Genomic DNA, 20,733 nt, shown 5'->3' with positions numbered 1-20,733 from the left:
GGTACGCCATACCCCGAAAGTTTTGTACGAAATAGTCAACCAAGCACTTGCTTGGTTGACTACGCTTGCTCCAGACCAAAATCACAGGAGCGAGTCGCATGTCTGCTGCTTTTCGTTTGCCACTGGACGTTTTCTACGAGCGTGAGGCCCGTCATCCCCGCCAGCGCTTTTTGGTCCAGCCTGTCGGAGGCGGCCAGGTCGAGACCTTGACCTGGGCGGACGTCGGTCATCAGGCCCGTTGCGCGGCCCATTGGTTGCGAGCGCGGGAACTGCCGCAGGGCAGCCATATCGCCCTGATCTCGAAGAACTGTGCGCACTGGATCATTGCCGACCTGGCGATCTGGATGGCTGGGCACGTTTCAGTGCCGTTGTACCCCAATCTCACGGCCGAGTCGGTTTCCCAGGTGCTTGAACACTCGGAAGCGGCGCTGGCGTTCATCGGCAAGCTCGACGACTGGCCAGGCACGTCCCGGGGCGTCAGCCCCGACCTGCCGACCATCAGCCTGCCCCTGCATCCTCCGGGTACGTTCGATTTCAGTTGGGCGGACCTGCAACGCAGCTCGCCGATCCAGGACGATCCCAAACCTGCCGCCGATCAACTGGCAACCATCATCTACACCTCCGGCACCACCGGCCTGCCCAAGGGCGTCATGCACAGTTTTGGCAACCTGGGGTTTGCCACCACCCGCGGCACGTCGTTGTTCGGTCTTAACGAGTCTGACCGGCTATTGTCCTACCTGCCGTTGTGCCACGTTGCCGAACGGATGTTCGTCGAACTGGCATCGATCTATACCGGCCAGACGGTGTTTTTCGCCGAGAGCCTGGACACCTTTCTCACTGACCTGCAGCGTGCGCGCCCGACCGCACTGTTTGGCGTGCCGCGTATCTGGACCAAATTCCAGATGGGCGTGTACAGCAAGATCCCGGCAAAACGCCTGGACTTCCTGCTCGGCTTGCCGATCATCGGCAAACGGGTCGGGCATAAAGTCCTCGCCGGGTTGGGGCTGGATGCTTTGCGCATTGCGCTGTCCGGCGCTGCACCGGTGCCGCAGACCTTGTTGCTGTGGTACCGCAAATTGGGCCTGGACGTGCTGGAGGTCTACGGCATGACCGAGAGTTGCGGCTATTCGCACATCTGCATGCCGGGACAGAACAAACCAGGCTGGATCGGCAAGCCGTGCCCGGAAGTCGAAGTGCGAATCGCCGAGAGCGGGGAGGTGATGGTACGCAGTGGCGCAACCATGCTCGGTTATTTCAAGGAACCGGAAAAAACCGCCGACACCATTACCGAGGACGGCTTCCTGCGCACCGGCGACAAGGGTGAGGAGGACGCCGAAGGCAATCTGCGCCTGACCGGACGCCTGAAGGAAATCTTCAAGACCAGCAAAGGCAAATACGTGGCTCCGGCACCGATTGAAAATCGCCTGGCCGTGCATTCACGCATCGAACAGGTCTGCGTGGTGGGCGATGGCTTGAGTGCGCCGCTGGGGTTGTGCGTGTTGTCGGCGGTCGGCCAGCAGGATGCCGGCGGGGCTGCGCGCGCCGGCTTGCATTCCAGCCTGGAAAAACTGCTTGAAGAGGTCAATGGCGCCCTCGACAAGCATGAGCGACTGCGGCGCCTGGTGGTGGTCAAGGACAGTTGGGCCGTGGAAAACGGCTTCCTCACCCCGACCTTGAAGATCAAGCGCAATGTGATCGAAGCGGCTTACGGTGAGCGCTTTGAAGAATGGAGCGAGCGCAGCGAAGCGGTGCTGTGGCAGGATTGATCCACGAACAAAACCAACAAGGAAACTCTGCGATGAGCCTGTGGCGCACCCTCCCAAACATCGAGCAGTTGAACGCAATCCAGAAAAATACCATCGGCGAAGTGCTGGACATCCGTTTCGAGGCCTTCGACGACGAGTCCCTGACCGCAAGCATGGTCGTCGATCACCGCACCCATCAGCCTTACGGCTTGCTGCATGGCGGCGCTTCGGTGGTGCTGGCCGAATCGGTCGGTTCGATGGCCAGCTACCTGTGCATCGATGCCAGCAAATTCTATTGCGTGGGCCTGGAAATCAACGCCAACCATTTGCGCGGCCTGCGCAGCGGGCGGGTGACGGCGGTGGCAAAGGCGATCCACATCGGCCGCACGACCCATGTCTGGGACATTCGGTTGACCAGCGATGAGGGCAAGGCCAGTTGTGTGTCGCGGCTGACCATGGCGGTAGTGCCGTTGGGAGAGAATCCGCCAGCGCGTTAAACAGGGGGGAGTCGCAGCCTGAAGATGCTCTTGTGGCGAGGGAGCTTGCTCCCGCGGGGCTGCCCCAATAGCTTTTACGACGGCTGCGCAGTCGGGCGCGAGCAAGCTCGCTCGCCACACAAGCTTGTTCAACGGTGACTTTGGCCACATGGCTTTGACCGGACTGTCACCCTTCCTGTCAGTTACGGTCATTGCTGTAGGACGCGGTCTTGCGGACAATCAACGCCTGTTCTCGCTCATGGATTTGCAGGTATGTCGCAACAGATCTTTTTCGCCCACGCCAATGGATTTCCTTCGGGGACCTACGGCAAGTTGTTTGCGGCGCTGGCACCCGAGTTTCAGGTGACGCATCTGGAGCAGCACGCCCACGACCCGCGTTTCCCGGCGGACGACAATTGGTACAACCTGGTGGATGAGCTGATCCATCACCTGCAACAACAGGCTGAGCCCGTGTGGGGCGTCGGTCACTCCTTCGGTGGCGTGTTGCACCTGCATGCGGCTTTGCGTTGCCCTGAGTTGTATCGCGGGGTGGTGATGCTCGACTCGCCAGTGCTGACCCGGACCGATCGATGGGTCATCCGGGCGGCCAAACGCTTCGGTTTCATCGACCGCTTGACGCCGGCCGGGCGTACCCTGGGCCGCCGTGAAGAGTTCGCCGACCTGGACAGCGCGCGGAAATATTTCGCCGGTAAAACCCTGTTTCGCGGCTTCGACCCGGAGTGCTTCGATGCCTACCTGCAACATGGTTTGCACCGGGTCGACGACAAGCTGCGCCTGCGGTTCGACCCGGCCACGGAAATCAGCATCTATCGCGGCGTGCCGCACACCAGCCCGGGCAGCACCCGGCAGTTGCGGGTGCCGCTGGCGGTGGTTCGCGGGCACAGCAGCCGCGTGGTGATGCGCCATCACGCCAGTTCGGTCGACCGCCTGCCATTGGGTGAGTCGTTGACCATGCCCGGCGGCCACATGTTTCCGCTCGAACGTCCCCTGGATACCGCTGAAATGCTCAAAGGCCTGTTCCATCGCTGGGACGGCCGTCGACAACAGGATTGCGCATGAGCCACGTCGTCGAAGAGGTCCGCCTGAGCCTGCCGCACATCGAACTGGCGGCGCACCTGTTCGGTCCTGAAGACGGATTGCCGGTCATTGCCCTGCATGGCTGGCTGGACAATGCCAACAGCTTTGCCCGTCTGGCACCCAAGCTCAAAGGCCTGCGCATCATCGCGCTGGACATGGCCGGTCACGGTCATTCCGGGCATCGCCCGCCAGGCGCCGGTTACGCCATGTGGGACTATGCCCACGATGTGTTGCAGGTCGCCGAACAGCTTGGACTGCGCAAGTTTGCGTTGATGGGGCATTCGATGGGCGCCATTGCTTCGCTGATCATCGCCGGGTCGATGCCCGAGCGAGTCACTCACCTGGCGTTGATCGACGGCATCATTCCTCCTACAGACAAAGGTGAAAATGCTGCCGAGCGAATGGGCATGGCCCTGCAGGCGCAACTGGATCTGCGGGAAAAGCGCAAACCGGTCTACGACACCCTCGACCGAGCCATCGAGGCGCGCATGAAGGGCCTGGTGGCGGTCAGTCGCGAGGCCGCTGAACTGCTGGCGCAGCGTGGCCTGATGCCGGTGCCGGGCGGCTACACCTGGCGCACCGACAATCGCCTCACGCTGCCATCGCCGCTGCGTCTTACCACCGAACAGGCCATGGCCTTCGTCCAGCGGATCAAGTGTCCTGCAACGCTGGTGGTCGCTGCCGACGGCATGCTCGCCAAACACCCGGAATTGCTGGAGCGTCTACCCTTTAGCCGGGAACAGCTGCCAGGCGGCCACCATTTGCATCTCAATGACGAGTCCGGTGCAGATCTTGTCGCAGACTGTTTCAATCGGTTCTTCGCCATTCCTTGACTTGTGCCGGGCAACTGTCGAGGCTTGGCGGGTTGAAAAGGGAGACAACCATGATAGATCTCTACACCGCTGCGACCCCGAATGGCCACAAGGTCTCTATCGTGCTCGAGGAACTCGGCCTGCCCTACACGGTGCATGCCTTGAGTTTCGACAAAAAGGAGCAGAAGTCCGCGGACTTCCTCAAGATCAACCCCAATGGCCGGATTCCGGCGATTGTCGACCGCGCCAACGGCGATTTTGCCGTGTTCGAATCCGGCGCCATCCTGATTTACCTCGCTGAACAGACCGGCAAGCTGATGCCTTCCGATCCGAAGGGTCGTTCGCTGGTATTGCAGTGGCTGATGTTCCAGATGGGAGGTATCGGCCCGATGCAAGGGCAGGCCAACGTGTTCTTCCGCTACTTTCCGGAAAAACTCCAGGGCGCCATCGACCGCTATCAGCATGAAACCCGTCGCCTCTACGAAGTGCTCGATACGCGTTTGCAAAGCGTGGAGTTCCTCGCCGGCGAGTACAGCATTGCCGACATCGCCACCTTTCCCTGGGTGCGTGGTTACGAGTGGTCGGGCGTCTCGGTGGAGGGCTTGACGGCGTTGCAACGCTGGATGGCCACCCTGGAGGCCCGGCCGGCGGTGCAGCGGGGTCTGCAGGTACCGCAACGTGCCGATGAAGCCAGTGTCATCAAGGGCGCCCAGGCCATGCTGATCCGATGAGTCTATCCATGCGTTCATTCAGTTTGCTGGTGCTGTGCGGTTTCAGTCCCTTGTTGTTCGCCGCCGATGTTCCGGGCAGTCAGGACCTCCCGATAGTGCCGCGCATGGTCGATGCCCAGATTGTCGACTATCGCCCTGCCGCCGAGCTGGAGCGGATCTATCCCTTGGGCTCGATCCGCAAGATCAGTGGCCAGTTGCGTTTCGACGGTCAGGTCAGTGCCCGCGGCAACGTCACTTCGGTGACCTACGAGTTGCCACCGGAGCATTCATCCATCGAGGCGTTTACCGCTGCCCGCGAAGCTTTGCAACAGCAGGACGCCGGGCTGCTCTTCTGGTGCCAGGCGCGCGATTGCGGCGAAAGCAGCCTCTGGGCCAATGAAGTCTTCGGCAACGCCAAGCTGTACGGTGCCGACGATCAACAAGCCTATTTACTGCTGCGACTTGCCGCACCACGGGATAACACGCTCGTCGCGCTGTACAGCATCACCCGCGGCAATCGCAAAGCCTACCTGCATGTCGAGCAGTTCGACGCGTCGGCACCGCTGGGCGAGTTGTTGCCCACCTCCGCGACCTTGCTGCGTGAACTCAAGAGCACCGGTGAGCTCGATTTTTCCACTTTGAACAGCGCACCTGACGAAACCTGGCTACGCCTGATTTCTCGCGGACTGAATCTGGACACCACCTTGCGGGTCAGTATTTCCGGAGCCAACGCCGAAGCCTGGCGTCAGGCCCTGGTTGGCCAGGGTGTGCGTGCCGCCCGGATGGAAACCGGCAGCGCCGAAGGCTCTGGCCTGCACATCGAGCTATTGCGATAGGCTGTACCGGGCGAACGTGTACGCTGCGTTCGCCTACTCTTTTGTTGACTGACTTTTTCGAGACATTTGATGATCAATAATGATCGCCTGTTGGTGCAGATCCTGCTCGTGGTGCTGTTTGGCGCGAGCTTCTGGGTGATGGCGCCGTTCTGGTCGGCGATGTTCTGGGGCGCGGTCCTGGCATTTGCCAGTTGGCCACTGATGCGCTTGTTGACCCGATGGCTCAACGGCCGCGAGTCTCTGGCGGCGGCATTGCTGACGCTGGGCTGGATGGTGCTGGTTGCGGCGCCGCTGGTGTGGCTGGGTTTCAACCTCGCCGACCATATTCGCGATGCCACGGCATTCATCAAGGATGCGCAGGTCGAGGGGCTACCGGAAGCACCGGTGTGGCTGGGTTCGATTCCCCTGGTGGGCGAGCGGTTGGTAGGGATCTGGAACAGCATCGATGAGCAGGGCGCGGCGATGATGGTGTCGCTCAAGCCTTATCTGGGGCAGGTGGGTAACTGGTTGCTGGCGCGCAGCGCGCAGATCGGCGGCGGTATTCTCGAGCTGACCCTGAGCATCGTCTTCGTGTTCTTTTTCTATCGTGACGGACCGCGCCTGGCGGCGTTTGTCCACACTTTGCTGGAGCGGCTGATCGGTCAGCGGGCCGGTTACTACATTGAACTGGTGGCGGGCACGGTACAGCGGGTGGTGAACGGTGTGATCGGTACTGCGGCGGCCCAGGCGATCCTGGCGCTGATCGGGTTCCTGATTGCCGGTGTGCCGGGAGCGTTGGTGCTCGGTATCGTGACGTTCATGCTCAGCCTGATCCCGATGGGCCCGCCGCTGGTATGGATTCCTGCGACCGCGTGGCTGGCCTGGAAAGGCGAATACGGGATGGCCATATTCCTCGGGATCTGGGGCACATTCGTCATCAGCGGTGTCGACAACGTGCTTAAACCGTACCTGATCAGCCGTGGCGGTAACCTGCCGCTGGTCATCGTGCTGCTTGGGGTGTTTGGCGGGTTGATTGCCTTTGGTTTTATCGGCCTGTTCATCGGCCCGACATTGCTGGCGGTGGCCTACAGCCTGTTGATCGACTGGAGCAAGACCCAGGCGCGGGTTGAAGATCGCCGGCCCTGAGATTTGCATTGGGTTTCAGGACCTCTTCGCGAGCAAGCCCGCTCCCACAATGGGCCGGTGTGGCTTTCAGGCGCGGGGCAGGCGAATCACCGCCGTCAGGCCGCCACCTGGGGTTTCTTCCAGTGTCAGCTGTCCGCCCATTCGTTGCGCGGCTTCGCGGGCAATGGTCATGCCCAGGCCAACGCCGCCGGAGTTGCGATTGCGCGAGCCTTCAAGGCGAAAGAAGGGTTCGAATACGGCTTCACGTTGCTCCGCGGCGATACCCGGGCCATGATCGATGACCCGAATCACCAGCTGTTCACAATGGTCTTGCAGGGTAATCAGTGCCTGTCCGGCATAGCGCAGGGCATTGTCCATCAGATTGTTGATGCAGGAACGCAAGGCCATCGGTTGCACTTGCAGGGGGGCACAGTGGCCGCTGGCCTGGACGTTCGCGCCCTGGTCCTGGGCATTTTCGCTCAGGGACTCCACCAATGCCTGCACGTCCATCCACTGCGCAGCTTCGCTGGTGCGCTGTTCATGCAGGTAGGTGAGGGTGGCGTCGAGCATGTTGATCATGTCGTCGAGGTCTTGGCGCATCTGGCCTTGCAGCTTGTCGTCGTCGATCTTCTCCAGCCGCAGCTTGAGCCGCGACAGTGGCGTGCGCAGGTCGTGGGACACTGCGCCAAGCATGCGCGAGCGCTGCTTGACCTGTTCCAGGATGCGCCGCTGCATTTTGTTGAACGTGTGCGCCGCTTGGCGTGCTTCCCGTGGCCCGGATTCTTCCAGTGGCGGGCTGTCGAGGTTTTCGCTCAGGCGCTCGGCTGCGTCACTCAGGCGCTGGATCGGCCGGCTGAGCAGTTTGGCACCGTACCAGGCGGCAATGATCAGCGAGACCAATTGAAACGTCAGGGGCACCAAGGGGCCGCCGAACCACGGCCGTGGCGGCCGCTTCTCGAAGCGTGGGTCCAGTGGCGGACGTGGCCCGTCCAGGCCTTCGGAAAACTCCGGAGGCGGCGGAGGTGGCGGCGGGCCGTAATGGTGAAACCAGGCAAAGGCCAGCAGGTGCGCGAGGATAATCGCCAGCAGCAGCACGCCAAACAGGCGGCCGAACAGCGTATCGAAGCGCCCGCGCATCAGCCGATGTCTCGGGCATCGAACAGGTAACCCTCGCCGCGAACGGTCTTGATCAACTGCGGAGCCTTGGGATCGTCGCCGAGTTTCTGGCGCAGGCGCGACACCAGCAGGTCGATGCTGCGGTCAAAGGCTTCAATCGACCGACCGCGGGCGGCGTCCAGCAGTTGTTCACGGCTGAGCACGCGGCGCGGACGTTCGATAAATACCCAGAGCAGGCGGAATTCGGCGTTGGACAGCGGCACCACCAGGCCATCGTCGGCAATCAGTTGGCGCAGCACGCTGTTCAGGCGCCAATTGTCGAAGCGAATGTTCGCGCGCTGTTCGCTGCGGTCATCGCGTACCCGACGCAGGATGGTCTGGATCCGCGCCACCAGTTCGCGGGGTTCGAACGGCTTGGCCATGTAGTCGTCGGCGCCGAGTTCGAGGCCGATGATCCGGTCGGTGGGTTCGCAGCGGGCGGTGAGCATCAGGATCGGGATGTCCGATTCGGCACGCAACCAGCGGCATAGCGACAGGCCGTCTTCACCGGGTAGCATCAGGTCGAGCACCACCACGTCGAAATGTTCCGCCTGCATCGCCTGGCGCATCGCGGTGCCATCGGTGACGCCGCTCGCGTGGATGTTGAACCGGGCCAGGTAGTCGATCATCAATTCGCGGATCGGGACGTCATCGTCGACGATCAGGGCGCGAATGCTCCAGCGTTTGTCGTCACCGGGCGTTTTTTGATCGTCGTTCACGGGTGCTTGGGTGTTGTGCATGCGTGCATTCATCTGCCAGATAGGCTGCCAACCACAAAGATAGGCTGCGAGGTTGTGGTTCCAGCATAGGCGTCCGGCCCGGAGGCGGGAAGTGCTGTTGTAAGGACCTGTTGCGGTTGCCGAGGGTAGCGGGCCTGGGTGTTGAAGGCGTGTCGTGTGTGTATCGAACTCGACACAATCGCCTCAAGGGCTAGTCTTGCCGGAGCGACGCGACGATTTACCGATCATCGGGTCCCGCAGCGGCGCTGGTTCCGCTACAATGCGCGCCGATTTCGACTTGCCTGAGAGCCCACTCATGTCCGCCTGCCAGACTCCTATCATCGTCGCCCTGGATTTCCCTACCCGTGACGCCGCACTGAAGCTGGCCGATCAGTTGGACCCGAAGCTGTGCCGGGTCAAAGTCGGTAAGGAGCTGTTCACCAGCTGCGCCTCGGAAATCGTCGGCACCCTGCGCGGCAAGGGTTTCGAAGTGTTCCTGGACCTCAAGTTCCACGACATCCCGAACACCACCGCGATGGCCGTCAAGGCCGCTGCGGAAATGGGCGTGTGGATGGTCAACGTGCATTGCTCCGGTGGCCTGCGCATGATGGCCGCGTGCCGTGAAGTGCTGGATCAGCGCAGCGGTCCGAAGCCACTGCTGATCGGCGTGACCGTGTTGACCAGCATGGAGCGTGAAGATCTGGCGGGTATCGGTCTGGACATCGAGCCCCAGGAGCAGGTGCTGCGCCTGGCCGCCCTGGCGGAAAAAGCCGGGATGGACGGCCTGGTGTGCTCGGCCCTGGAAGCCCAGGCCCTGAAAACGGCGCATCCGTCGCTGCAACTGGTGACCCCGGGGATTCGCCCGGCGGGCAGCGCGCAGGACGATCAGCGCCGCATCCTGACCCCGCGTCAGGCGCTGGATGCCGGTTCCGACTACCTGGTGATTGGCCGTCCGATCAGCCAGGCGGCAGATCCGGCGAAAGCCTTGGCCGACGTTGTGGCCGAACTCGCCTGATCAAACACCGCACAACCCAATGTGGGAGCGGGCTTGCTCGCGAAGAGGGCGTGTCAGTCAACGAAGAGTTTGTCTGACACACCGCATTCGCGAGCAAGCCCGCTCCCACAATTGGTTTTTGGGTTGTTTCAAATATCGGGTTAGACCTTCAGCACCAACTTCCCGAAATTCTCGCCATTGAACAATTTCATCAGCGTCTCCGGGAAGGTCTCCAGTCCTTCGACAATATCTTCCTTGCTCTTGAGCTGCCCCTTGGCCATCCAGCCGGCCATTTCCTGTGCGGCGCTGGCGTATTGGGCGGCGTAGTCCATCACCACAAAACCTTCCATGCGCGCGCGGTTGACCAGTAGCGACAGGTAGTTGGCCGGTCCCTTGACCGCTTCCTTGTTGTTGTACTGGCTGATGGCACCGCAAATCACCACGCGTGCCTTCATGTTCAGACGGCTCAAAACCGCGTCGAGAATGTCGCCACCGACGTTATCGAAGTACACGTCGACGCCTTTCGGGCACTCGCGCTTGAGGCCGGCGAGGACGTCTTCGCTCTTGTAGTCGATAGCGCCATCGAAACCCAGTTCATCGACCAGGAACTTGCACTTGTCCGCACCGCCGGCGATGCCGACGACACGGCAGCCTTTGATCTTGGCGATTTGCCCGGCGATGCTGCCCACGGCGCCGGCCGCGCCCGACAGCACCACGGTGTCACCGGCCTTCGGAGCGCCGACGTCAAGCAGGGCGAAGTACGCCGTCATCCCGGTCATGCCCAGCGCCGACAAGTAACGTGGCAGGGGGGCCAGTTTCGGATCAACCTTGTAGAAACCTCGCGGCTCGCCGAGGAAAAAATCCTGCACGCCCAGGGCGCCGTTGACGTAATCCCCGACCGCGAACCCTGGGTTGTTCGACGCAATGACTTTGCCCACGCCCAAGGCGCGCATGACTTCGCCGAGCCCGACCGGCGGGATGTAGGACTTGCCCTCATTCATCCAGCCACGCATGGCCGGGTCCAGGGACAGGTATTGGTTTTCGACCAGGATCTGACCTGCCGCCGGCTCGCCGACCGGTATTTCCTGATAAGTGAATGTCTCGCGGGTCGCCGCGCCCACCGGACGTTTGGCGAGCAGGAATTGGCGATTGGTCTGGGAAGTCATGGCAGGCGCTCAAGTTGAATGAAGCTTTGTTGATAGCCGGTCAGCGACGATGCCGCAAGTTCGGCTGATGCGGCGAATGCACGTTGATCCAGTGCAGTGATAGTTGGTACGGAAGTTCCATCACTGCAACTCATGGGGGCTCAACCGGAGTCTTGATAGTGCTGCCGTGTTCAGGATCTCCATGGCTAGACTGGCCCCACGCGATTCCCGGCTTTCTTCTCTTCGAGGACATAACAATGAGCATGACGTTTTCCGGCCAGGTGGTCGTAGTGACAGGCGGGGCGGCCGGTATTGGCCGTGCGACCGCCCAGGCATTTGCCGCCGAGGGCCTTAAGGTCGTAGTGGCCGATATGGACACTGCGGGCGGCGAGGGCACGGTGGCGCTGATTCGTACGGCCGGTGGCGAAGCGACCTTCGTGCGCTGCAACGTTTCTCTGGAAAACGATGTAAAAAATCTGATGGATGAGGTGATCAACACTTATGGTCGCCTCGACTATGCCTTCAACAACGCCGGCATCGAAGTCGAGAAAGGCAAGCTGGCTGAAGGTACGCTCGACGAGTTCGACGCGATCATGGGCGTCAACGTCAAAGGCGTCTGGCTGTGCATGAAATACCAGTTGCCGTTGCTGCTGGCGCAAGGGGGCGGCGCGATCGTCAATACGGCATCGGTAGCCGGCCTTGGGGCAGCGCCGAAAATGAGCATCTATGCAGCCTCCAAGCATGCGGTGATCGGCCTGACCAAGTCGGCGGCCATCGAGTACGCGAAGAAAAAGATCCGGGTCAACGCCGTGTGCCCGGCGGTGATCGACACCGATATGTTCCGTCGCGCTTATGAGGCTGATCCGAAAAAAGGCGAATTCGCCAACGCCATGCATCCGGTCGGTCGCATCGGCAAGGTCGAAGAGATCGCCAGCGCGGTGCTGTACTTGTGCAGCGATGGTGCGGCGTTCACCACGGGGCATTCGTTGGCCGTGGATGGTGGTGTCACCGCGTTTTAAAACGAAGCACCGATACCAGGTGCGGGAACCTGTGGGAGCGGGCTTGCTCGCGAAGGCAATCTGTCAGTTGATACATCAGTTGACTGATACACCGCTTTCGCGAGCAAGCCCGCTCCCACTTTTTTTGGGTTTCCGCTAAAGGACCAGGCAATGTGTTTCAAATGATTAGATCGAACGGTTTTGGCGGCGTTGTCGCACATGTCTTCGAACACTCCTGTGATTAACTGCTTTTCGCAAAATCAACAGGAGTTTGCTTGCTCATGGAGTTGAGAATCGATCGACAGGCGCTTGTGCCCGTCGTACAGCAAATTGTTGACGCACTGACCTGCTGGCTTCACTCCAGCGGGGTATCGCCCGGTACGCGCCTGCCTTCGGTGCGACAGATTGCGCGGATTAATTTGCTCAGTCAGTTAAGCGTCGTTCAGGCCTGCGAACGCCTGGTGACGCAGGGGATGCTGGTGTCAGGTCATGGGGCCAGCTATACGGTTGCCGCCCCGGCTTTGATCGCGAGCGCGAAGCACGAGCCTGTGTGGATTGAGGGAGCTGAGCCCGAACATGGGCCCTGGTCGGGTGAGTTGAGGCTGGGCTGTGGCGGGTTGCCTGAAAGCTGGCGCGAGACCGACGATCTGATTTACGCGATTCGGCAGGTCAGTCGTACCGATACGGCCAGCCTGTTCAACTACAGCACGCCGCTGGGTTTGCCAGCCTTGCGCCAGCAGATACTCAAGCGCCTCAGGCAACTGGATATCCCGGCGCAGGAAAACCGGATCATGACCACGGCAGGTGCCAGTCAGGGGCTGGACCTGATTGTGCGGACACTGTTCAAGGCCGGCGACTGTGTGGTCGTGGAGAGTCCCGGCTATCCGGTGTTATTCGATCTGTTCAGGCTACACGGCATCCATATGGTGAATGTGCCGCGAACACCGCGTGGGCCGGACGTGGACGTACTCGAATCGTTGCTGGTCAAACACCGGCCTCAGGGGCTGTTGATCAATAGCTTTTATCACAACCCGACCGGCAGCAGCCTTGCACCGGTGGTGGCGCGCCGCGTGCTGCAACTGGCCAAAACCTTTGACGTGCAGGTGATCGAAGACGACGTTTATGCGGATCTGCGCAGTGGTTCCGGTACACGTCTGGCTGCGCTGGACGACAACGTGATTTATGTGGGCAGCTATTCCAAAACCCTCAGCAGTTCCTTGCGGGTCGGTTTCGTGGTGGCCGGTGCCGCAGTCACTATGCGTCTGGCCGAGGTCAAGATGATCACTGGCATGGGGGCCTCACGATTTTGCGAGTCGGTGCTGGCCTGCCTGTTGGCAAACGGTGCCTACGGCAAACTGGTGCAACGCCAGCGCCAACGCTTGAACAACGACCGGCGGGTGGTGTTGCAAATGCTCGAGGATGCCGAATGGGAAATTTTCGGCAAACCGGCGGGAGGCCTGTTCATTTGGGCGCGATCAAGAATGGCCGACTACGATCAGGTGCGCACCCAGGCACGTCGCCTGGGTGTGCTGCTGTCATCGAAGACCGCCTTCAACTCCTCGGGTGGGGCCAGCGACTGGCAGCGTATCAACGTGGCCTATGCCTGCGACCCGCGTGCCCGTGCGTTCTTTCAGGCCACTGCCCGGGATCGACCTCAAGCGTTCTGAAAACGACGTGGGCGTAGCTTTTTGCCATTATTCCTGCGCCAGAGCCTTGTGTTGCTACTGGCCCGTTGCGAATCTGCGCCTACAGACTTTGGCAGGGGACTAAGTGCAATGATTTCGGCCGTGCAAGGACGTTTTGCCAACCTCGGTATGGCGAAAAAACTGGGTGTCGGGTTTGTCCTGGTGCTGTTGTTGACAGCACTGGTAGCGGGCATTGGCGTGTGGTCCCTGCAAGTCATCAGCCAGCGCTTCGACGGGCTCAAGCAAATGTCTTCGCTCAACAGCGGTTTGCTGAAGGTGCGGCTGCTGGAGCAGGAATACGCCTTGCACGGCAGTCCGAAAACCGTCGATGCCCTGCACGAGGGCGTCGATGGCTTGATCGCTCTGGCCGGCCAGCTCAAAGCGGTGTCTGCGGCCAATGTGGCGGTAATGAATGATGTCGAACAGTCCCTGGGCGCCTATCGCAAGGCCTTCGACGAGTTTGTCTCGCTCACCCAGGCCAAGGACCTGGCGCTGGAAATGGCCAGTTGGTCGGTGTCCAGCGTGGCCAATAATCTTGATGTATTGCAATCGGGGCTCGCCGATGACGGCGTCTATACGCTGAAAGACTCCGAAGGCAAGGACGGTGCCCAATTCATCGAGCAGGCCAGTCAAGTCAGCCAGGTTTCACGCTTGATGCTGCAAGCCATGAATGAAGCACGCGTGCGTCTGGATCAAAGCCGCAAAGGCGACGACAGCGCCGGGCAAGGCAAGATCGAACAGGCCAGCCAGGCATTGGACCAGGCCGAGCAGCTCAAGACCTCGGTCAAGGACGAGGGTTACCAGACCGTCCTCAATGAGGTGACGGGACACATAGCCAGCTTCAGCGACAAACTCGCCGAGTACACCGGCCTGCTGGAGCAGGAAAAAACCGTCTATCAACAGTTGCACCAACGCGCCGCCCAAGTGGTCGAGCGGGTGGATCAGGCTTATGTCGCGCAAGACGAGGCCATGCAGGCTGAACTGAAAAAGAACTCGCTGCTGATAATCGGCTCTTCCGCTCTGGCTTTGCTGGTCGGACTGGTTGCCGCATGGTTCATCACCCGTTTGATCGTGGCGCCGTTGCGCAGTGTGATTCAGGTGGCGCAGCAGATTGCCTCGGGGGATCTGAGTGCGACCGTTGACGTGACCCGCCGTGACGAAATCGGCCAGTTGATGCAGGCAATGCAGCAAATGGGCGCGGGGCTCAGCCACATAGTCAGTGGCTTGCAGTCGGGTATCGAGCAGTTGGCGACTTCCGCCCAATCGCTGTCGGCGGTGACTGAGCAGACCAATCTTGAGGTCAGCACGCAGAAGGAGGAAACCGAACAGGTCGCCACTGCAATGAATCAGATGACGGCCACGGTGCATGATGTCGCACGAAATGCAGAGGAAGCAGCCCTGGCTGCGCAAACGGCTGACGGCAAGGTCGAAAGCGGTCAGCAGGTGGTACGCCAGAGCATGGCGCGGATCGAACAGTTGGCGGACTCGGCCAATTCCGCCAGTTCGAGCATCGAAAGCCTGAGTGCGGAGATCCAGAACATCGGCACGGTTTTGAGTGTGATCAAGAGCGTGGCGGAGCAGACCAACCTGCTGGCATTGAATGCGGCGATCGAGGCGGCCCGGGCCGGCGAGCAGGGCAGGGGCTTTGCCGTGGTGGCCGATGAAGTGCGGGCGTTGGCCAAGCGAACCCAGCAATCGACCGAGGAGATCGAACGCCTGGTCAGTGCTTTGCGCACGGCTGCGCAGTCGTCGGTGCAGCAGATCCAGAGCAGTGGCGAGTTGGTGAAATTGGCAGTCAGCGATGCCTTGCAGACCGAGAGTGCGCTGGGCAGCATTGCCGCGGCGGTATCGTTGATCCAGCAGATGAACCAGCAGATCGCCGCGGCGGCCGAGGAACAGAGCTCGGTGGCCGAAGAGATCAACCGCAGTGTCACCAGTATCCGCGCCAGTGCCGATCAGTCATCGCTGGCGATGCAGGGCACCGCGGCGTCCAGTATTCAACTGGCGCAACTGGGGGTTGAGCTGAAGGGCATGGTGGGGCATTTCAGGCTTTGAGTTTTGTGGCGTTAATGGCGGGGGTTGGCCTGGAAAATGTGGGAGCGCGCTTGCTAGTCAACTCAACCTGACAGCCAACCTGCTCTCGCGAATGTACCCGGAACCCTGTGGGAGCGGGCTTGCTCGCGAAGACGGCCACACAGTCGATGCGTTTATCCCCGGCTGGACTCATCACCCAAACCCGATACAAAAAAAGGGTTCTTCACGCATTCCCGGGAAACTGTAGGAGCCGGCTTGCTGGCGATGGACTCAAGTGCGCCGCGTTTATTCAGTTCACACGCGTTATCGTTAACGACCATCGCCAGCAAGCCGGCTCCTACAAGGGACCATGCCCACGCGGAAAATGAAGTGACCTCCAAACCAGTGAAAGTCCCAAAAAAAGGCCACCTCTCGGTTAATGCCGATCTGTTTTCGCTGATCAGTCGTAGATCACTTTCTTTTTCCAGTCCGCATCGGCCTCGACGTCTTTGAGGCCTTCGGTCAGCTGGTTGACCTCGCCTTCGACCGGTGCAATGCGATCCATGACCTGGTCATTGGCGCGGGCCAGGAGTTTTTCCAGGTATTCCAGTTGCTCGGCGTAGAGCTGTGGTTCCTGTTGTTTGCGCAGATATTGCACGCCGCGCTCGAATGCCAGGCGGGCCTGCCCGGGCTGGTTCTGTTGCAGGGAATGCTGGCCGAGGTTGTTGAAGAACTCGATGTGCAGCAGCACCAGGATGTGGCGAACTTCACGGATCCAGCGTTTGGCCTCGTTGGGGGGCAGGAAACCGTCCTGTGCCGCGCGGGTGATTTGGCCATGCAAGGCTTCGAGCAGGAAGCGTACATCCTTGGCCTTGGCTTCGGTCTGGATCGGTGCTGGTGGATTGTTGACCGGGATGGATTCTCCCTGGCCGACAAGAGCTTCCAACTCGGCGATCCGTGCCTTGAGGTTGGCGCTGGATTTTTCCAGGTTGAGCAGGCGCTGGCAGACGTTCAGTTCCAGGCGGGCCAACAGCAGCTTGAGTGCCGGGGTCATCAACTGGCCAGGGAAAGTCTCGGTGATTTCGCCGCAGCGTCGCAGGCGATCGTTGAGCTCAATCTTGGTACGGGCCTTTTCCAGCTTGTTGTTTTCCACCACATGGTTCATGTAGCCAATGGCGATCAACAGCGCGATCCCGGCTACTACTAGCAGGGTGATCATGAGTGGCGTCACCGGTAAGACCTCTTTTTAGGGTACGCATGCGAGTTTAGTGGCTTGGCATTTGAGCGCCTAGGCCCGCATGACGGGTTGGATCGGACATGCCTGCGCTTATATCGGCCGCAGCCCCGCTTCTATAAATGGTGGCACGCGATATACAGATTGCCATCACTGGGTGGACTATAACGTCTTGGCGGGTGTCAGAATATAGGCGTCAAACGCCGGGCAGCGGAAAAGCCGCAACGGCGCTCAAAGCACGGCGAAGTCATTGATTTAAATAAATTTATATCAGGGGGTTGACGACTTCTCAATCCATCCATAGAATGCGCGCCACTTGCAGCGTAAAGCACACAGCGAAACGAAGCAGGGAGTGAATGTTGTAGCGTGTCCCCTTCGTCTAGTGGCCTAGGACACCGCCCTTTCACGGCGGTAACAGGGGTTCGAGTCCCCTAGGGGACGCCAATGCGGGAATAGCTCAGTTGGTAGAGCACGACCTTGCCAAGGTCGGGGTCGCGAGTTCGAGTCTCGTTTCCCGCTCCAATTTTAAACAGCTTTGCTTTCGGGCGGGGCTGAGTGAAACCAGAACCAAGTCTTCGGATGCGGATCTGGACACCGAAACACACACCATGTGTTCCGGGTAGCGTGTCCCCTTCGTCTAGTGGCCTAGGACACCGCCCTTTCACGGCGGTAACAGGGGTTCGAGTCCCCTAGGGGACGCCATTTGCGGGAATAGCTCAGTTGGTAGAGCACGACCTTGCCAAGGTCGGGGTCGCGAGTTCGAGTCTCGTTTCCCGCTCCATATTTAACGAAAGCGCCGCTTATTGAGCGGCGTTTTTGTGTCCCCTTCGTCTAGTGGCCTAGGACACCGCCCTTTCACGGCGGTAACAGGGGTTCGAGTCCCCTAGGGGACGCCATTTTGCGGGAATAGCTCAGTTGGTAGAGCACGACCTTGCCAAGGTCGGGGTCGCGAGTTCGAGTCTCGTTTCCCGCTCCATGTTTAACAAAAACGCCGCTCATTGAGCGGCGTTTTTGTTTGCGTGTAAAAAGCGAAATGTCGTCATGCTTCAGTTGCCGATGTTCATTTTTCCCGATTCATCCTGATCATAAAATTCCGGAATCGGATAGTTGAAGCTGTTGAGCCAGCGCTGCATGGCCAGGTCACGTTCGGTAGCCGAAGCGGTTTGCAGAATAGGGGAGGCAACCACGCCGCGAATCTGCAGTTGCAACCACTGTTCGGTGCCTTGTTGCTGCACCGAAGAGGGGCCCGGCTCAATGGCCCAGGCAGCGGTGGACAGGCAAGCCATGCACAGGATCAACAGCCTTTTGGTATTCATCTGGACTCCTCGTACGCTCTACTGGTTCGCACTGGAAGAGGCATCGGCTACCTCAGTCCCGCGACTCCCCCCGGAAGCCAACAGTTTTTGGGTGGAGGCCTTGAGTTTTTCTGCGCGGGTTTGGGCCTCTTCGACTTGCTTGGGGCTCAAGTCGGCGCGGGTCACGAGTTCGGCAGCCACCTTCCAGTTATCCTGGTAGATCAGCAGCGTCACCATATTGAGTGCCGCCAGTGAGTTTGACTGCTTGAGCTCCATGGCGGTCATGAACTCAAAGCGTGCTTCAGGGATCCGTCGCTGATTGAGGTAGACGACCCCCAGGTCATTTCGCATCCTGTCGTCGGTGGGGTCCATTTTCACCGCACGCTCAAGGTGAGTGGCAGCGGTGGCGTTATCATTTCTGGCGGCGGCCAACTGGCCCAGGCCTTGTTCCCCTTCGGCCGCCAGACAAGTGCCGAGCAAGCTTTGATACAACGGACCGGCCTCGCTTCGCCCCATCAAACGCAGCACCCGAGCCTTGCGCAGGCGAACCTGGACCAGGCTATCGGGCAATCCTTCCAAATTCGCCAGGCTGGCATACAAACGACCTTCGTTGGCCATGCTGTCGGCCAGGTTCAGGGCCAGTTCTTGATCCGAACCGGGCTTGGCGCAGTCCGCCGGCCGCGAAGACATGCCATTGCTGGAACAACCTGCGAGCATTAATGTCGCCGCTATTGCTATGACTGCTTTCATCAAAGGTCCCCTGGCTACAACAGTTGGAACGCCTGGCCAATGGCAAAAAGGCTGGCCCGGCAGGTGTCCAGAGTCGCCGTTACGAGTGAGGGCGAGGCAACTCAGGTTCAGGCTCCGGCTCATTGCGAGAGCCCGCTGAGACTGTCGAAGTCGCCATTTTCCAGGAAGAACATGCGATAGAAGTTCGGGTCGTAGTTGCGCAGCTGCTCGCCAGGCAATGACGGTAGTTGTGCATTGGCAGCCAGCGGCTGGACCAGATGGGGAGTGACGATCATCAGCAGTTCGCGCTCTTCACGGTGGATGGTGCTGTCGCGGAAAAACGCGCCCAGAACCGGGATATCGCCCAGCCCCGGAAACTTGTTCACCCGTGAATCGTTGTGGGTGCTGATCAGGCCGCTGATGACGAAGCTTTCGCCGTCGGCCAGGGAGATGCTGGTATCGGTACGGCGCACGGTCAGGGCCGGGACTATCGTGCCGGCGATTTTCACTGCGTTGGTGAAGTCCAGTTCACTGACTTCCGGCGCCACCTTCAGCGCGATGCGGTTTTTCCCGACGATGGTCGGCGTCAGTGTCAGGCGGATACCGAATTCCTTGTACTCGATGGACACGTTATCGCTGCCTGAACTGGGCACCGGAATCGGTACTTCACCGCCGGCCAGGAAGCTCGCGCTCTGCCCGCTGAGCGCTACCAGGCTTGGCCGCGCCAGGGTGTAGGCGAAACCGCTGCCCTCCAGCGCGTTGAGTGCCACCAGGGTATTGCCGGTAGCAAAGGTGAGGTTGAACATGTCGTTGTTCACCGGTATCGACGGCGTGACGATGCCGCCGATGGTGGGCAAGGTTCTCGGCGAGCCGAACAGGAAGTTGCCCCGGACGCCGAAAATCGAGGCGGAGGCTTCCTTGAGTTTGGTCCGGCTGACTTCAACGAAGCGGATATCGGTCTGCACCTGGCTCGGCAACTGCGGGTCGTCGGAAGGCACAGAAGGTACGCTGGTCAGCGCCGAGGTGGCTTTACCCCTGACGAAGACCATGCTTTGGCGCGGCGTTTTCGAACAGGCTGTCCAGACCATCAGGCTGGTGGTTCCCGGTGCAATACCGGTGAGTATGAAAGCGTCGCTGCCGCTGGGTTGCACGTCGGCAATTTTCGGGTCCCCCACCGCCAGTTTTGTTATCGGAGCGGGGCTGCGCAGTTCATTCTGCAGCCCCTGACCGACCTCGTACGTTGCCGGCCAATTGTCCAGTTGCGGACAGCTGGACAGCGCGGCCTGAGCCGCATCCACGCTGAGGCCCATCCAGAACAGACCATGGATAATTCGCTTGAAAGCAGGCATGGGACGAAAGCACATTAAGTACATCCTTGCTGGATAGGTCTTCAGGCTGATTGAGTTGTCTGGGATCACTTCGTGGGGTTAGGGCTATCCGCCCCAAAGCGCCAGGCCACTTATCCATGGCCTTGGCGTTATTCCTTGCGTGCTACATCCGAGCGGGCGCAATTCGCTGATCCGGCTGGACCGCGAGTCGACCTTTGCAAAAGACGGTTTTGAGTGATTCGGTTACCTGGGCTGCCCGCCAGAGCGGTACACGCGGTTTTGGACTGCACTGTCCGCCGACCTGGTTTCCCCGGAAAATGGTCGGCAGTGAAGGTACAGCGCCGGAAAAGGCTTGCCAGGATCATAGTGAGGTAACTCCTTTTGCCAATCCGCTATCTGATCACTGAAGCTAACGTGGAGATTCGAGCCGTTATGACTTCTTGTTCTTTGACGTTAGTTCAATCAAATCAAAGTGCCATGAGTTAAAAGAAAACTATTGGTGCAAGGACTGGAGACAGGGTGGCGGGCAGGGTCGCAGCGCAGTGCGGTTGCCTGGTGTTGACGGGGGGGGTGAAGCAAAAAAAGCCCGCCAGTCTGACTGGGCGGGCCTTTTGCGTTCAGGGCAATGCTTGTATCGATAAAATCAGGCGTATTCAC

At 60.1% G+C, this 20,733-nt stretch carries 18 protein-coding genes, 6 tRNA genes and 1 pseudogene; 18 read left to right on the top strand and 7 right to left on the bottom strand.

Annotated elements, in window-relative coordinates:
* Window positions 1-98: 98 nt before the first annotated feature.
* The 7 genes from KGA88_RS19540 (at window position 99) to KGA88_RS19510 (ending at window position 6,802) form a co-directional block, all read left to right on the top strand.
* Window positions 99-1,766 (top strand): AMP-binding protein, encoded by a 1,668-nt coding sequence (locus KGA88_RS19540; protein ID WP_223593634.1) that lies wholly within the window; start codon window positions 99-101, stop codon window positions 1,764-1,766.
* A 32-nt stretch (window positions 1,767-1,798) separates the two neighbouring features.
* Window positions 1,799-2,242, top strand: a complete 444-nt coding sequence (locus tag KGA88_RS19535; protein ID WP_110657540.1) for a hotdog fold thioesterase — start codon at window positions 1,799-1,801, stop codon at window positions 2,240-2,242.
* 252 nt (window positions 2,243-2,494) lie between these two features.
* Complete coding sequence (locus tag KGA88_RS19530; protein WP_110657542.1) at window positions 2,495-3,301, top strand: alpha/beta fold hydrolase; 807 nt, start codon at window positions 2,495-2,497, stop codon at window positions 3,299-3,301.
* Complete coding sequence (locus tag KGA88_RS19525; RefSeq protein WP_223593624.1) at window positions 3,298-4,152, top strand: alpha/beta hydrolase; 855 nt, start codon at window positions 3,298-3,300, stop codon at window positions 4,150-4,152. Before KGA88_RS19530 ends, KGA88_RS19525 begins: the two co-directional genes overlap by 4 nt.
* A gap of 50 nt (window positions 4,153-4,202) precedes the next feature.
* Window positions 4,203-4,862, top strand: coding sequence for a glutathione S-transferase family protein (locus KGA88_RS19520; RefSeq protein WP_110657546.1), 660 nt, complete (start codon window positions 4,203-4,205; stop codon window positions 4,860-4,862).
* A gap of 8 nt (window positions 4,863-4,870) precedes the next feature.
* Window positions 4,871-5,677, top strand: coding sequence for a DUF4892 domain-containing protein (locus tag KGA88_RS19515; protein ID WP_110657548.1), 807 nt, complete (start codon window positions 4,871-4,873; stop codon window positions 5,675-5,677).
* 69 nt (window positions 5,678-5,746) lie between these two features.
* Entirely contained in the window at window positions 5,747-6,802 is a 1,056-nt protein-coding gene (locus KGA88_RS19510; RefSeq protein ID WP_110657550.1) for an AI-2E family transporter, read from the top strand.
* A gap of 66 nt (window positions 6,803-6,868) precedes the next feature.
* Here KGA88_RS19510 and KGA88_RS19505 read toward each other — a convergent pair whose 3' ends face one another.
* Window positions 6,869-7,918 (bottom strand): sensor histidine kinase, encoded by a 1,050-nt coding sequence (locus KGA88_RS19505; protein ID WP_223593622.1) that lies wholly within the window; start codon window positions 7,916-7,918, stop codon window positions 6,869-6,871.
* A complete protein-coding gene (locus tag KGA88_RS19500; RefSeq protein WP_110657554.1) occupies window positions 7,918-8,676 on the bottom strand; it encodes a response regulator in 759 nt (252 codons plus the stop codon). The genes KGA88_RS19505 and KGA88_RS19500 overlap by 1 nt, the downstream gene beginning before the upstream one ends.
* A 295-nt stretch (window positions 8,677-8,971) precedes the next feature.
* On the opposite strand from KGA88_RS19500, the gene pyrF reads away from it, so the two are divergent.
* Entirely contained in the window at window positions 8,972-9,670 is a 699-nt protein-coding gene (gene pyrF, locus KGA88_RS19495; RefSeq protein ID WP_181431985.1) for an orotidine-5'-phosphate decarboxylase, read from the top strand.
* Window positions 9,671-9,810: 140 nt separating this feature from the next.
* Here pyrF and KGA88_RS19490 read toward each other — a convergent pair whose 3' ends face one another.
* Window positions 9,811-10,815 (bottom strand): NADP-dependent oxidoreductase, encoded by a 1,005-nt coding sequence (locus KGA88_RS19490; protein ID WP_110662289.1) that lies wholly within the window; start codon window positions 10,813-10,815, stop codon window positions 9,811-9,813.
* A gap of 236 nt (window positions 10,816-11,051) precedes the next feature.
* On the opposite strand from KGA88_RS19490, the gene KGA88_RS19485 reads away from it, so the two are divergent.
* From KGA88_RS19485 to KGA88_RS31800, 4 genes and pseudogenes are all read left to right on the top strand, one after another.
* The gene (locus KGA88_RS19485; protein WP_110662290.1) at window positions 11,052-11,813 is read left to right on the top strand and encodes an SDR family oxidoreductase; all 762 of its coding nucleotides are present in this window, start codon (window positions 11,052-11,054) and stop codon (window positions 11,811-11,813) included.
* A gap of 260 nt (window positions 11,814-12,073) precedes the next feature.
* Window positions 12,074-13,459 (top strand): PLP-dependent aminotransferase family protein, encoded by a 1,386-nt coding sequence (locus KGA88_RS19480; protein ID WP_223593619.1) that lies wholly within the window; start codon window positions 12,074-12,076, stop codon window positions 13,457-13,459.
* 108 nt (window positions 13,460-13,567) lie between these two features.
* Window positions 13,568-14,671 (top strand): annotated as a pseudogene (locus KGA88_RS31805) (HAMP domain-containing protein); the annotation flags it as partial.
* Window positions 14,651-15,532: a methyl-accepting chemotaxis protein gene (locus KGA88_RS31800; protein WP_411740856.1), complete on the top strand. Its 882-nt coding sequence runs from the start codon at window positions 14,651-14,653 to the stop codon at window positions 15,530-15,532. The pseudogene KGA88_RS31805 and the gene KGA88_RS31800, both read left to right, overlap by 21 nt.
* 418 nt (window positions 15,533-15,950) lie before the next feature.
* Here the strand turns inward: KGA88_RS31800 and KGA88_RS19470 are convergent, their stop codons facing one another.
* Window positions 15,951-16,709 carry a hypothetical protein gene (locus tag KGA88_RS19470; RefSeq protein ID WP_181432099.1) on the bottom strand — a complete coding sequence of 253 codons (759 nt, stop codon included), beginning with the start codon at window positions 16,707-16,709 and terminating at the stop codon, window positions 15,951-15,953.
* Between the two features lie 383 nt (window positions 16,710-17,092).
* On the opposite strand from KGA88_RS19470, the gene KGA88_RS19465 reads away from it, so the two are divergent.
* From KGA88_RS19465 to KGA88_RS19440, 6 genes are all read left to right on the top strand, one after another.
* Window positions 17,093-17,168 (top strand) — tRNA-Glu (locus tag KGA88_RS19465).
* A 2-nt stretch (window positions 17,169-17,170) separates the two neighbouring features.
* Window positions 17,171-17,246, top strand: a tRNA-Gly gene (locus KGA88_RS19460).
* Window positions 17,247-17,350: 104 nt separating this feature from the next.
* Window positions 17,351-17,426, top strand: a tRNA-Glu gene (locus KGA88_RS19455).
* Between the two features lie 3 nt (window positions 17,427-17,429).
* Window positions 17,430-17,505 (top strand) — tRNA-Gly (locus KGA88_RS19450).
* Between the two features lie 39 nt (window positions 17,506-17,544).
* Window positions 17,545-17,620 (top strand) — tRNA-Glu (locus KGA88_RS19445).
* Between the two features lie 4 nt (window positions 17,621-17,624).
* Window positions 17,625-17,700, top strand: a tRNA-Gly gene (locus KGA88_RS19440).
* A 70-nt stretch (window positions 17,701-17,770) separates the two neighbouring features.
* Here the strand turns inward: KGA88_RS19440 and KGA88_RS19435 are convergent.
* The 3 genes from KGA88_RS19435 to KGA88_RS19425 all read right to left on the bottom strand — a co-directional run bounded on the left by KGA88_RS19435 (window position 17,771) and on the right by KGA88_RS19425 (window position 20,112).
* Window positions 17,771-18,040 carry a DUF3613 domain-containing protein gene (locus KGA88_RS19435; RefSeq protein ID WP_110661229.1) on the bottom strand — a complete coding sequence of 90 codons (270 nt, stop codon included), beginning with the start codon at window positions 18,038-18,040 and terminating at the stop codon, window positions 17,771-17,773.
* A gap of 18 nt (window positions 18,041-18,058) precedes the next feature.
* Window positions 18,059-18,769 carry a tetratricopeptide repeat protein gene (locus KGA88_RS19430; RefSeq protein WP_223593615.1) on the bottom strand — a complete coding sequence of 237 codons (711 nt, stop codon included), beginning with the start codon at window positions 18,767-18,769 and terminating at the stop codon, window positions 18,059-18,061.
* Window positions 18,770-18,888: 119 nt separating this feature from the next.
* Window positions 18,889-20,112: a type II and III secretion system protein family protein gene (locus KGA88_RS19425; RefSeq protein ID WP_223593612.1), complete on the bottom strand. Its 1,224-nt coding sequence runs from the start codon at window positions 20,110-20,112 to the stop codon at window positions 18,889-18,891.
* Window positions 20,113-20,733: the final 621 nt, after the last annotated feature.

Origin of the sequence: Pseudomonas sp. A-R-19 (assembly GCF_019956575.1) — a bacterium.
Classification (GTDB): domain Bacteria; phylum Pseudomonadota; class Gammaproteobacteria; order Pseudomonadales; family Pseudomonadaceae; genus Aquipseudomonas.
The sequence above is the reverse complement of the archived record's forward strand: the minus strand, read 5'-3'. Positions and strand labels throughout refer to the sequence as shown.